Source organism: Aliiglaciecola sp. SL4 (assembly GCF_041538045.1).
Taxonomy (GTDB): Bacteria; Pseudomonadota; Gammaproteobacteria; order Enterobacterales; family Alteromonadaceae; genus Aliiglaciecola.
Window position 1 is genome coordinate 283585 of sequence record NZ_JBGOSE010000002.1, and the last position, 12817, is coordinate 296401.

9 protein-coding genes are annotated in these 12817 nt (G+C 40.5%); 4 read left to right on the plus strand and 5 right to left on the minus strand.

The genetic code is table 11. The features are described 5' to 3' along the window. The first annotated feature begins 77 nt into the window (after positions 1 to 77). The gene (locus AB6T38_RS04910) at positions 78 to 416 is read left to right on the plus strand and encodes a hypothetical protein (RefSeq protein ID WP_372546245.1); all 339 of its coding nucleotides are present in this window, start codon (positions 78 to 80) and stop codon (positions 414 to 416) included. A gap of 79 nt (positions 417 to 495) precedes the next feature. Then, positions 496 to 2325 carry a M2 family metallopeptidase gene (locus AB6T38_RS04915; protein ID WP_372546246.1) on the plus strand — a complete coding sequence of 610 codons (1830 nt, stop codon included), beginning with the start codon at positions 496 to 498 and terminating at the stop codon, positions 2323 to 2325. A 74-nt stretch (positions 2326 to 2399) separates the two neighbouring features. Here the strand turns inward: AB6T38_RS04915 and sohB are convergent, their stop codons facing one another. Then, the gene (sohB, locus tag AB6T38_RS04920) at positions 2400 to 3422 is read right to left on the minus strand and encodes a protease SohB (RefSeq protein WP_372546247.1); all 1023 of its coding nucleotides are present in this window, start codon (positions 3420 to 3422) and stop codon (positions 2400 to 2402) included. Between the two features lie 278 nt (positions 3423 to 3700). After that, positions 3701 to 6280: a VolA/Pla-1 family phospholipase gene (locus tag AB6T38_RS04925; RefSeq protein WP_372546248.1), complete on the minus strand. Its 2580-nt coding sequence runs from the start codon at positions 6278 to 6280 to the stop codon at positions 3701 to 3703. Between the two features lie 351 nt (positions 6281 to 6631). On the opposite strand from AB6T38_RS04925, the gene AB6T38_RS04930 reads away from it, so the two are divergent. Next, positions 6632 to 7378, plus strand: a complete 747-nt coding sequence (locus tag AB6T38_RS04930) for a YciK family oxidoreductase (RefSeq protein ID WP_372546249.1) — start codon at positions 6632 to 6634, stop codon at positions 7376 to 7378. A 136-nt stretch (positions 7379 to 7514) separates the two neighbouring features. Here AB6T38_RS04930 and glnS read toward each other — a convergent pair whose 3' ends face one another. Further along, complete coding sequence (glnS, locus tag AB6T38_RS04935) at positions 7515 to 9179, minus strand: glutamine--tRNA ligase (protein WP_372546250.1); 1665 nt, start codon at positions 9177 to 9179, stop codon at positions 7515 to 7517. Between the two features lie 188 nt (positions 9180 to 9367). On the opposite strand from glnS, the gene AB6T38_RS04940 reads away from it, so the two are divergent. Next, positions 9368 to 10396 (plus strand): LacI family DNA-binding transcriptional regulator, encoded by a 1029-nt coding sequence (locus AB6T38_RS04940; protein WP_372546251.1) that lies wholly within the window; start codon positions 9368 to 9370, stop codon positions 10394 to 10396. 314 nt (positions 10397 to 10710) lie between these two features. Here AB6T38_RS04940 and sucD read toward each other — a convergent pair whose 3' ends face one another. Both sucD and sucC read right to left on the minus strand, forming a co-directional pair. Next, positions 10711 to 11583, minus strand: a complete 873-nt coding sequence (sucD, locus tag AB6T38_RS04945) for a succinate--CoA ligase subunit alpha (RefSeq protein ID WP_348490083.1) — start codon at positions 11581 to 11583, stop codon at positions 10711 to 10713. Beyond that, positions 11583 to 12749, minus strand: coding sequence for an ADP-forming succinate--CoA ligase subunit beta (sucC, locus tag AB6T38_RS04950; protein WP_303473770.1), 1167 nt, complete (start codon positions 12747 to 12749; stop codon positions 11583 to 11585). Before sucC ends, sucD begins: the two co-directional genes overlap by 1 nt. Positions 12750 to 12817 lie beyond the last annotated feature (68 nt).

Consider the following 12817-nt stretch of genomic DNA (forward strand, 5'->3'; position numbering starts at 1 on the left):
GACATTTTTAATAAAACACGGTATAAAAGCATTCCAACAATATCAATTATTTTTAGTAAAAAGGTGTAGATCCTAAGATGAGCAAACTGGACAAAGATCAGGTTATTGAGAAATTTACTGAAGCATATAAATCCGCCCATGGCAAAACGCCAACAGTGGAAGCTAAAGGTGGTTGGTACAGCATTGATGGCGGGAAAAATGTCCGACTGTCGGCCCTCGAAGAAATGACTAATGATTTAGCATCTAGTGGATCAAACACTAAAACGGCAAAAAAGAAACCCTCTAAATCTGACAACAAAGCTGCGACAAAAACGAAAACTTCTAAAAACCCCAAAGGTAAGAGTAGCTTTTCAGTTAAAGATTATTGGCAAGAGAAAATTATTGCTCAAAATCCAGGTTCAAAACTTCCACGTTAATTTGTACAATTGACGATGATAAACGATTAAAGCGGCTTATTAGCCGCTTTTTCATTTCTGTTTTTAAAAGGAAAAACACATGACATTCAAACGCACTAAAAGTGCACTATTAGTTATTGCTGCCTTAGGTTTGGCTGCATGTGGGGACGAACAACAAATACCCTCTAACTCTGAACCCAAAGCACTAACTGAAAAAGATGCGCAGCAGTTTGTTGAAAAAGCACAAAAGGATATTTCAGAATTACTCATACCTGCAGCTCAAGCCGAATGGGCCTATCAAACTTATATTAATCAAGATACTGCAGCATTAAGTGCCTACTTCAATGAAAAGGTCACCTCCAAAGCGACAAATTATGCCAAGCAATCAGCAAAATTTAACGCTGTTGAGGTAGACCAAGACACCAGAAGAAAGCTGAACCTATTAACCAATAGTCTGGTTATGCCCGCCCCTGAAGATCCCGAAAAATCTGCTCGATTAGCACAGATAGGATCGGAGTTAGGGGGTATGTACGGTGCAGGAAAGTATTGTCGTAATACAGAAGAGTGTTTCACGTTACCTGAAATGTCCAATATTATGGCAAGCGAACGTGACCCCAAACTATTATTAGAGATGTGGGAAGGTTGGCGCCAAGTCTCCCCGCCCATGAAAGCCCTTTATGCAGAACAAACTGAACTTGCGAACCAAGGTGCTCAAGAGTTGGGTAAAAAAGATTTAAGCGAAATGTGGCGCGGCAGTTACGACATGGAAGCAGAAGCATTTGGCCAAGAGCTAGATCGTTTATGGGGCCAAGTAAAACCATTCTATGAAGCACTTCACTGCCACGTTCGTGCCGAATTAGGTGAAAAGTACGGTGAAGATGTGGTGCCACAAGATGAGCCTATCCCTGCCCATTTACTCGGTAATATGTGGGGGCAATCATGGGGCAATATTTATGACATCGTAAAACCTGAACAAAAAATGGATGTCATTGATATTACCAAAGCATTAGAAGAGCATGATTACGACGAAATCCAAATGGTTAAACAAGCCGAGTCTTTCTTTTCTTCTTTAGGTTTTGCTCCTTTACCAGAAACCTTCTGGGAACGCTCAATGTTTACTCAGCCCACAGAGAGAGATGCTGTCTGTCATGCTTCAGCTTGGGATGTTGATAACATCGAAGATCTGCGGATTAAAATGTGTATTCAAAAAAATGGTGAAGATTTCTCAACAATACATCATGAACTAGGTCATAACTATTATCAGCGGGCTTATAATAAACAACCCACCCTATATCAAAACTCTGCAAATGATGGCTTTCATGAAGCTATTGGTGACACCATTGCTTTATCCATTACGCCTAAGTATTTAAAAGAAATTGGTTTGGTAGACAACATCCCTGATGCGTCAAATGATATTGGTATGTTACTTAAATTAGCCTTGGATAAAATTGCCTTTGTACCTTTTGGTTTAATGGTTGATCAATGGCGATGGAAAGTATTCTCTGGGGAAATCACGCCAGAACAATACAACAGCGGATGGTGGCAACTACGTGAAAAATATCAAGGTTTGCAAGCACCGGTTGATCGCCCTGCAGATGCATTTGATCCTGGGGCAAAATATCATGTTCCTGCCAATACCCCTTATACTCGCTACTTCTTAGCCCATATCTTACAGTTCCAATTCCACAGAAGTTTATGTGAAATTGCCGGTGACCAAGGTCCTGTGCACCGCTGTTCAATATACGGCAGTAAAGAAGCCGGTACTGCATTGAATAATATGTTGGAAATGGGACAAAGTAGACCTTGGCAAGAAGCATTAGAAACCCTAACGGGTAAACCTGAAATGGACGCTACTGCTATTCTTGACTATTTCGAGCCACTAAAAGCTTGGTTAGATGAACAAAATCAAGACAGAAAGTGTGGTTGGTAAATACTAAAAATCAGCACAAAAAAAGAGCGACTTAGGTCGCTCTTTTTTATTGATAAAATTTACTTAACGGTTATCTATTTGAACAAGGTCTGACTTTTAGACCAAAGCTTCACTAAAGCAGACTCAATCCCTGTAGAGGCTGCTTTACCAAACTTCTCAGCCAAACCTTTTTTCTTACTGTACTTCACCGAAAAGATATTTCGACTGTCTAATTTACTCATTAAAAAGTCATCAGAAGTTTGTATGGTATCCACTAAGCCTAACTCTTTTGCTCGGCTACCATACCAGTATTCACCTGTGGCGACTTTATCAATGTCTAAATCAGCACGATTAGAAGAAACAAAATCTTTAAACATCACATGCACTTCTTCTAGTTCTTGCTTGAACTTATCGCGCCCCTGATCGGTATTCTCACCAAACAAGGTTAATGTCCGTTTAAAGTCACCGGCAGTATGCTGTTCAAATTCAATATCGTTTTTCTTTAGAACTTTATTAAAGTTAGGTAGTTGGGCAATTACCCCAATTGAGCCGATAATCGCAAACTTAGCACTCAAAACATGATCAGCAACACAGGCCATCATATACCCGCCACTTGCTGCTACCTTGTCTACTGCGGCAGTAAGATGAATATTTTTATCTTTTAGACGTTGTAATTGTGAGGCTGCTAACCCATACCCATGGACGACACCACCACCGCTTTCTAGGCGCACTAAAACTTCATCTTTTGGTTGTGCAGCACATAAAATAGCAGTAATTTCCTCGCGTAAACTATCGACTTCATGGGCATCCATCGAACCTTTAAAATCCACCACAAAAAGATTAGCCTTAACCTCGTCTTTGTCTTTCTTTTTGGCTTCTTTATCTGCTTTTTTCTGTTCTTTCTGCTTTTTCTTAAGCTGCTCTTTACTTAAAATGAGATGTTGTGCATGTTCTTTTAACTCTTCAAACTGCTCAGACATAGATTTAATCTCTAATTGACCAGCACCCTGTTTTTGCTTGGAAGAAAGCACAATTATCCCGCCAACAGCCAATAAAATTGCCACCACGATGGTGATTGCTTTGGCTACAAACAACCCGTATTGAAATAAAAATTCCAAGCGTAACTCCTTTATATTGATTAAAAAATCAACTTATTTATATTATAAATGAGGGGTCAGTATAAAACCGTTCCCAGCGGTAATCCCTTTATGTGGGGACAAATTGTGAGATTAAAAGCGTTTTATTTACGCATTTCAATGCTCGATAACCTTCGACGATAGTCAGAATATATCCAAGCTATTGATGCTACAACCTAATAGACACCAATAATTTGAGGTGACAAACTCTAGACAAAAAAAAGCCAAGTCAGAGACTTGGCTTTTACCATGCTTTGTACTTAGTTCGCAACCACCGAAGAATCAGTGACTACAATTGTACCGCCTGTGGCAAAAAATGCCGCAGCTTGTTTTTGCATTTCAGTTGTTACCGCCGCACTAGGTGACGGGCTCAATAAACTGGAGTGAACACCAGCAATAAAGCGTACAAGTCCATTCCCCTCAGTAGTACTTGATACTCCACTTAAACCAGCAAAGTTCGCCAAAGGCTCAGTACCAGCAAAAGTTGAAGAGTTTACCGTTGTATTAGGAATAACCTGATCGGGTAACGCCGTTGAACCATCATCATTGGTTCCGCCACCGATAACTTCTTGGAACATAAAGCTAGTATTAGAGGCAAGTAAAGATGCAAAGTTATTTGGATCTGATGCATCAGTTATGGTTTGTGCCGCAAATACGAAACTAGCGAATGTGGCATTAATTTCAGCCAAGCCAGCGTCATCAAGTTGCGCTTCATAAGCAATGAATGCCGGTATTATTGCATCTTCTGCAGGGATTTGATTTTCCGTTGCATACTCAACTAAGTAAGTTTGAAACTCAGTAGACGAAGATGCTAATAAGGAACCTTTAATCAAGTTGCTAAAGCTAGGTGATTCAATTAAGAACCCACCCGTACCGCCACCAGGCACGTTAAATACAGCAGTTTCAAAAGCGTACATAGAATCAAACGCTGCAAGAGGGTTGCCTTCACCAAATGATTTATTTGCAGACGCAACAGATGGAATACCGGTAATTGAACCTAAACTTTGTCCAATATAGGAAACTTTGCTGCCATCCAAATCAACGCTACCACCGGTTAAATCGACAACTGCATTTAATCCTAAACGTAAACCCATAACGTCAACGATACTCTGACGATTGTTATCTCGAGTGGTAAGTAGTGAAGCTAGATTTAAATAATCTGTAGTCGAGCCTCCAAAACCAGTTGATGTATTAACTACTTGCCCGTCAATAGTAAACCCACGACTACCATGCAACGGATGATCTATGGCAACTGTAGCGAAACCGGCCAGCGACAAGGCACCTGTGATCGCTAAAAAGTCTTCTTTCTTAGAAGTGATACCATGTTGTAGAATAACCACAGGCCAGCCAGATTCAGGCTTACTAATGGCAGTTACACCAGAGTCAGGTATGGCTGCCAATACAGCTATAACCGTGGGATCTGGAATAGTAATTTGAACATTGAGGGTTTCGGTACCATCATCATTTGTGCCTTGAGCAGCTGGAATAGGACTATAACGAGTAACATGGCGTAAGTCATTTACCCCCACATTAGTCAAATCCAAATCTAACAATTGACCACCAGATGCAGCTTGACACAGGTCGTTATTCTCGCCAGTAGTAATAGTACCATTGGCCAACAAGGTAGCTATTTGTTCGCTGCCTAGCGTCTGCAGTGCTAAACCATTTGTACATGCAGCTTCCCAACGTCCATTTAATGGATCGACAGGATCACTGTAATAGGGTAAATCTATAATTCCTGACTTCATAGAAGCAGCACAAAATGCCCCTACTTGAGGGAAAACGGCAGCCGCAGTATCGAATAATGGCGAAGACGGATCAGAAATCGCGGAAATCATACCATCACAAGTATTGAGCCCCACCGCAGTTAATCCTGCCAAGTGATCTTCACCTAATAAACTCGGCGCTAGCATATCAAATGCTGTTGATACTGGCGCTTCCGATACTGGAATGACAGGTAAATATGCTGCTGCAGCTTCAGGAGATAATCCACCTTGTATAGCTTGTGCAAAAGGCGCAATTTGTAGTTGTTTAACAGTATCTATAATTTGCGTGGTAGATTGTGTGGTAAAAGTATAGCTAAATATTATCTCATCTTGACTCAATCCAGCTTGGCTAGTTAAAACCGCTTCGTAAGAATTGATAATACCCTGCAAACTAAGTTGCGATTCTGTTGCCAATGGCAAAGTTGTAATATCTTGTCTTACTAACTCATAAGTAGTTGATGGTTTTAACGCTTGTCCACCAGCAGTTAGCTTATTCGTCGCTACCACATAATAAGAAGTTGATTCTTTTAACGGTTTGAGTGGCACAATAGCCACATCATTACCACTAGCAGTAGTTACAAAATCTACCCCAAAGGTCAATTCTGCACCGACTTTACAGCCAGTAATGGGTGATACATTGGTGCAATCGGGATCATTCAAATCGCCACCAATGGCACCTTCGAATATACGCACTGCCCCAGCACTTGCCGCTGAAGCAGCATCTAAACTTACACCATCAGGATGAGAAGTTGAAAAAGTGAATGGATGTTGAGTTGACCAACCATCTAACGCTCCTAGTGCAGCCGATGGATTACCAAAATCTGGCGTTCCGCCATTTGCCTGTCCCGCAACCTCATCCGGCATTTCCAACGTACCATCATCTGTCACTTCCACTAACGCGAAAAATAAGTCATTTGGAACATTCAATACACTATTGGAGGGGTCAAACATAATACGTGAAGCGGGAACTGTTTTCGTAGTATCTTGTTGGATTTCTTTCAGTTCATCGCCACCACCGCAACCAGCGAGCACAAACACTGCAGCGATACTTGTGCTGATTAACAGTTTTTTCATTATTTCTCCCAAATACAGTTAATTCATTGATACACATGCAAAAAGTTGATTTTTTGGCCAACATTTGTATGTTGTTTGAGCCTTTCAACTTCTAACAAGTATGACCAGTTGTCATTACCACCATAGTATTGGCTTTGTTAGTTTTTTGCAAATGAGTTTGTTAAAATATTGTTAGATATCTTCACAGTGAAATAGAAGCCTAATTTTCATGGTTTGTTAAACTCCCTGAACTTACAAAAGGATGAATTCTTTCAAAACCGACTCTGATTATTCAGTTAAATTAAAAATGAATACCTCCAAAAGCCCTTAAATGTTAGGATCTATTACCTTTTTCTTAACTCATATTTTAACATGCTCAATTTTTCTGCCTCTTTAAATGCCTTACAAAACAAAACAATATTAATTACTGGTGCCGGTGCTGGAATCGGTAAAGCGGCCGCTATCAACTTCGCCAAGCATGGTGCCACAGTCATACTTTTAGGCCGCACAGTTAAAAAGCTTGAAACGGTTTACGATGAAATAATCGAAGCTGGATACCCAGAGCCAGCTATCGTCCCCTTAGATATGAAAGGCGCAACAAAAAAGCATTATCAGGATATGGCTAACACTATTATTAGTCAGTTTGGAAAACTAGACGGCGTATTGCAAAATGCCAGTCTATTAGGACACCTAGAGCCTTTTAAACAAATTGAAGAAGATATATTCAATGAGGTAATGCAGGTTAATTTAAACAGTCAATTTTTAATGACACAAGCATTGTTAGAAGCGCTTGAACTTGCTCCACAAGCCTCTGTTGTGTTTACTAGCTCCAGTGTGGGTAGCCAAGGAAGAGCCTATTGGGGAACCTACTCCATATCAAAATTCGCCACTGAAGGAATGATGCAAGTTTTAGCGGATGAATACGCAGGTACAAAATTACGCTTCAACTGTATTAATCCAGGTGCAACTCGCACTTCCATGCGCGCAAAAGCATTTCCAGGTGAAGAAACAAGTACCCTTAAAACACCAGAAGATATTATGCCTCTTTATTTATATTTAATGGCAGATGACAGTAAAGAAGAAAATGGAAAAACCTTCGTAGCCCAACCAAAATCCTAATATTATGGCTAAAGCCGAGTATTAAATAGGCCTAAAGAATACATTCCTTAGAAACAAAAAAAGTGCAGCTTTTTCAAGCAGCACTTTTTGATTAGACGAAGATAAACCTAGCTTCAGAAACTCAGTTTACATAAAGTTAATCGCCAATTTTTGCCCAAGTATCACGCAAACCAACGGTACGATTAAATACCAATTTACTTTCATTACTGTCTTTGTCTTTACAGAAATAACCGGTCCGTTCAAATTGTACAGTTTGGTTTATTTGTGCATCTAATAAGCTAGGTTCAACCCATCCATTTTTAACGATTAATGAATCAGGGTTGATGCAGTCTACAAAGTTTTCCTCAGCTGCAGGATTAGGCGTAGTGAACAAACGATCATAAAGTCGAATTTCAGCAGGCACTGCTTTACTGGCACTTACCCAATGGATCACGCCTTTGACTTTACGGCCATCGGCTGGGTCTTTACCTAAGGTATCGGGATCATAACTACAGTAAATAGTTGTCACCTCTCCTTCTGCATTTTTTTCAACTCGTTCCGCTTTAATCACATAAGCATTACGCAAACGTACCTCTTTACCCAATACTAAGCGTTTAAATTTCTTATTCGCTTGCTCACGGAAGTCATCAGCTTCAATTAATACTTCTTGGGTAAAAGGAATACTGCGCGTGCCCTTGCCTTCATCATTTGGATGATTGGCGGCAGTCAGTTCTTCAACTTGATCAGCAGGGTAATTTTCAATCACGACTTTCACTGGCGATAATACCGCCATGGCACGATTGGCATTTTCATTGAGGTCTTCTCGAATACAAGCTTCAAGCATGCCCATTTCGACCATATTATCCATTTTGGTCACACCAATACGTTTACAAAACTCACGCACTGAATCTGGGGTATACCCTCTTCTGCGCAATCCGGCAATGGTGGGCATACGTGGATCATCCCACCCGTGCACGTAGTCTTCTTCAACCAATTGGATCAGTTTACGTTTACTCAACACGGTATATTCTAAGTTTAACCGTGAAAATTCGTATTGACGTGGTTGTGACTGAATATCAATATTATCTATCACCCAGTCATACAGACGACGATTATCCTGAAATTCTAAGGTACACAGTGAATGGGTAATCCCTTCAATGGCATCTGAAATACAGTGGGTAAAATCGTACATTGGGTATACACACCATTTATCACCTGTTTGATGATGGTGAGCAAATTTAACTCGATATATGACGGGATCGCGCATACACATAAATGCCGAGGTCATATCAATTTTAGCTCGCAGAACACACTGCCCTTCAGCATATTCACCCGCAGTCATTTTTTTAAATTCAACTAAGTTTTGTTCAACTGTGGTGTCCCGATAAGGACTATTTTGTCCAGGCTGGGTTAAGGTACCACGCATTTCACGCATTGCTTCTTGGGTGGAGAAGTCAACGTACGCCAAACCTTTTTCGATTAACTCAGTGGCATAAGCGTGTAGCTGATCAAAATAGTTTGAAGAGTAACGAGCGTCACCTTCCCATTCAAAACCTAACCAATGAACATCGTTCTTGATTGAATTAACATAATCAATATCTTCTTTATCAGGATTAGTATCATCAAACCTGAGGTTACAGGTTCCTTGATAATCTTGCGCAATACCAAAATTCAGGCAGATCGATTTCGCGTGTCCTATGTGAAGATAACCATTAGGCTCAGGCGGAAAACGTGTGTGAATTTGTTTGTGCAACCCTGCTTGCAAATCTTTATCAATAATTTGACGTATGAAGTTGGTCGGACGAATGTCTGTCTCGGCCATTAATAGTTCCCCTGTAACACATGAATTAGAAACGAAAAAAGAAGCCATTATAGCACTTTGCTACCAAGGCAAAATCTTTTTAATCAAATAATTTATAAAGCTTTACACCAAAAGCTGGTGTATAAAAGTAAGGAACTAAACCAATTCCATTTACCAGCATCGCTCAATAATAATAATAAGTAATCACTATGAAAGTAAAAGCGACCTCATTTGATATTGCCCATTTAGCCGGAGTGTCACAATCTACCGTATCTAGAGCCCTTAGGGATAGCCCTTTGGTTAATCAACAAACCCGCGATAAAATCAAAGCTATCGCGGCTGAATTAAATTATAAAGTTGATAAAAATGCGAGTAATTTACGTCAACAACAAAGCAAGACATTAGCGCTGTTGTTGTTTGAAGATTTAACCACTGACGATTCTTTAATCAATCCATTTTTTCTTTCTATGATTGGCAGCATCACTAAAGCTAGTTCACTGGCCGGATACGATCTTTTGATTTCCTTTCAAAATATGGGTGATGATTGGCACGCTGAATTTAAAGACACCAATAAATCCGATGGGATTATCTTATTAGGCTATGGAGACTTTGTTGATTATCAAGATAAATTAACCCAATTAGAAGAACAACAAACCCATTTTGTTAGATGGGGCCCCGAAGATAAAGAACACCCTGGTATTTCTATTGGATGTGACAACTACCAAGGCGGATTTGATATTACTCAACATTTAATTGAAGCAGGACGTAAAACCTTTGCTTTCATAGGCGGAGCTGACGATCATGCACCAGAATTTCAGTCTCGTTATTTGGGTCATTGCCAAGCATTAAAAGATGCGCGACTAAAGGTAGAGAAAAACTATCAAGTTGAAGCATTTTCAACTGAAAATTCAGGTTATGATGCGGCTAAACAACTTTTGACAGATAGTCCAGAAATAGATGCTATCTGTTGTGCTAGTGACTTAATCGGTATTGGAGTAATGCAAGCATGCCAAGATCTAGGCAGACAAATCCCCACTGATATTGCTGTTGTAGGTTACGACAACATCCCAGTATCACGCTTTACTCACCCACCGTTAACGACGGTTTCTCAAGATACTATTCGCGCGGGTGAATTATTAGTGGCGAGTCTTGTGGCGCTGATAAACGGTAAAGAACCGAAAACACAATCCATGCAAGTAGAAGTGATTAAACGTGGATCTTGTGGATATAAAAACTAGCCTCCACTCTGTTATTTGTCCTTAATATAAAAAACGCTAGATACCGTCATCCACGTAGTTTATGCTATCGCTTTCATCCTATCCATTGAATGCACCACGGACAAACACAGTAGTACTGCCATAAGGCACCACATCCGGCGCACCAGAACTGGCATCTTGTTAAGTATTTGCAGTCTGTTAACTGGCTTGAAATTCAACCAAGATTAGATTTCAAGCAGTAATACTGATCAACGGGTAAACTCATTAGAAGAATAAAGTTAGACATAAAAAAACCCGCCTTTTTGGCGGGTTTTGTCTAGTAAATTAATTGCAGCTTACCAACCGGTAATTTCACGCAATCCTTTACCAATATCAGCAAGTGAACGAACCGTTTTAACACCTGCATCTTCAAGTGCTTTAAACTTCTCATCCGCTGTACCTTTACCACCGGCGATGATTGCACCAGCGTGACCCATACGCTTACCAGCAGGTGCAGTTACACCAGCAATATAAGACACAACTGGCTTAGTAACGTTAGCTTTGATAAATTCAGCAGCTTCTTCTTCTGCTGAACCACCAATTTCACCAATCATTACAATTGCTTCAGTTTCTGGATCTTCTTGGAACAACTTCAAGATGTCGATGAAGTTAGAACCTGGGATAGGATCACCACCAATACCTACACAAGTAGATTGACCGAAACCTTCATCTGTCGTTTGTTTAACCGCTTCATAAGTAAGAGTACCAGAACGTGAAACGATACCCACTTTACCAGGCTTATGAATATGACCAGGCATGATACCAATTTTACATTCGCCCGGAGTGATAACACCTGGGCAGTTTGGACCGATCATACGAACGCCTTTCACAGTCAAGTATTCTTTAACGAACAACATGTCGATAGTAGGAATACCTTCAGTGATACAAATAATCAATTCGATGCCCGCATCAGCAGCTTCAACAATTGAATCTTTACAGAAAGGTGCAGGAACATAAATAACAGAAGCTGTTGCGCCAGTAGTTTCTACCGCTTCACGAACAGTGTTAAATACAGGTAGGTCTAAGTGAGTTGTTCCGCCTTTACCAGGTGTTACACCACCAACCATTTGTGTACCATAAGCAATAGCCTGCTCAGAGTGGAAAGTACCTTGACCACCAGTAAAACCCTGACAGATAACTTTGGTATGTTTATTAATTAATACTGACATTATTTGCCCTCCGCAGCTTTAACAACTTGCTGAGCTGCGTCAGTCAAACTGCTTGCAGCGATTATATCTAGGTCAGAAGAAGCAAGAACTTCACGGCCTAGTTCAGCGTTAGTACCTTCAAGACGCACAACTACAGGTACGTTTACACCGACTTCTTTAACTGCACCAATAATACCTTCAGCGATCATGTCACAACGTACAATTCCACCGAATATATTAACTAATACTGCGCTAACGTTACTGTCAGAAAGAATGATTTTGAATGCTTCAGCAACACGTTCTTTAGTTGCACCGCCGCCCACATCAAGGAAGTTAGCTGGCTTGCCACCGTGAAGGTTAACAATATCCATTGTACCCATTGCTAGACCGGCACCGTTAACCATACAACCAACGTTTCCGTCTAGTGCTACATAGTTAAGTTCCCATTTAGCCGCTTCAGCTTCACGGGCATCATCTTGTGATGGATCGTGCATGGCTTTCACTTTAGGCTGACGATAAGCAGCGTTGCCATCGATTGCCACTTTAGCGTCTAGACAGTGAATGTCACCGTCATCTTTAATCACTAATGGGTTAATTTCGATAAGTGCGATATCAAGATCAACAAACATTTTCGCTAAACCTAAAAAGATTTTAGTGAACTGTTTGATTTGCACACCTTTAAGGCCCAACTGGAATGCCATATCACGTGCTTGGTACGGTTGAGCACCAACGATAGGGTCGATTTCAGCTTTTAAAATCTTTTCAGGAGTTTCCTCAGCAACGGTTTCAATTTCAACACCGCCTTCTGTAGATGCCATGAAAACGATACGACGTGAAGTACGGTCTACAACCGCACCTAAATAAAGTTCGTCAGCGATATCAGTACAAGATTCAACTAAAATCTTGCTTACTGGTTGGCCATTTTCGTCAGTTTGGAATGTAACTAGGTTTTTACCTAACCATTTTTCAGCAAACGCTTTAATTTCATCTTTGGATTTAACTAACTTAACACCGCCAGCCTTGCCTCGGCCACCTGCGTGTACTTGGCACTTTACTACCCATTCACTTCCGCCAATTTTATCGGCCGCTGCTGCAGCTTCTTCTGGAGAATCTGTAGCAAACCCTTCAGATACTGGTAAGCCATATTCTTTGAATAATTGCTTACCTTGATATTCATGCAAATTCATGGTGTTTCTATCCGTTTAATTTAATATAAAAGCCGCATTTTAGCGACTTGATTAAAGGTGTCGATAAA

Excerpts from the sequence above, each read along its gene's own strand:
- sucD (WP_348490083.1), bottom strand. The coding sequence starts at position 11,583 with ATGTCAGTATTAATTAATAAACATACCAAAGTTATCTGTCAGGGTTTT.
- AB6T38_RS04915 (WP_372546246.1), top strand. The coding sequence starts at position 496 with ATGACATTCAAACGCACTAAAAGTGCACTATTAGTTATTGCTGCCTTA.
- AB6T38_RS04925 (WP_372546248.1), bottom strand. The coding sequence starts at position 6,280 with ATGAAAAAACTGTTAATCAGCACAAGTATCGCTGCAGTGTTTGTGCTC.
- glnS (WP_372546250.1), bottom strand. The coding sequence starts at position 9,179 with ATGGCCGAGACAGACATTCGTCCGACCAACTTCATACGTCAAATTATT.
- sucC (WP_303473770.1), bottom strand. The coding sequence starts at position 12,749 with ATGAATTTGCATGAATATCAAGGTAAGCAATTATTCAAAGAATATGGC.
- AB6T38_RS04930 (WP_372546249.1), top strand. The coding sequence starts at position 6,632 with ATGCTCAATTTTTCTGCCTCTTTAAATGCCTTACAAAACAAAACAATA.
- AB6T38_RS04940 (WP_372546251.1), top strand. The coding sequence starts at position 9,368 with ATGAAAGTAAAAGCGACCTCATTTGATATTGCCCATTTAGCCGGAGTG.
- AB6T38_RS04910 (WP_372546245.1), top strand. The coding sequence starts at position 78 with ATGAGCAAACTGGACAAAGATCAGGTTATTGAGAAATTTACTGAAGCA.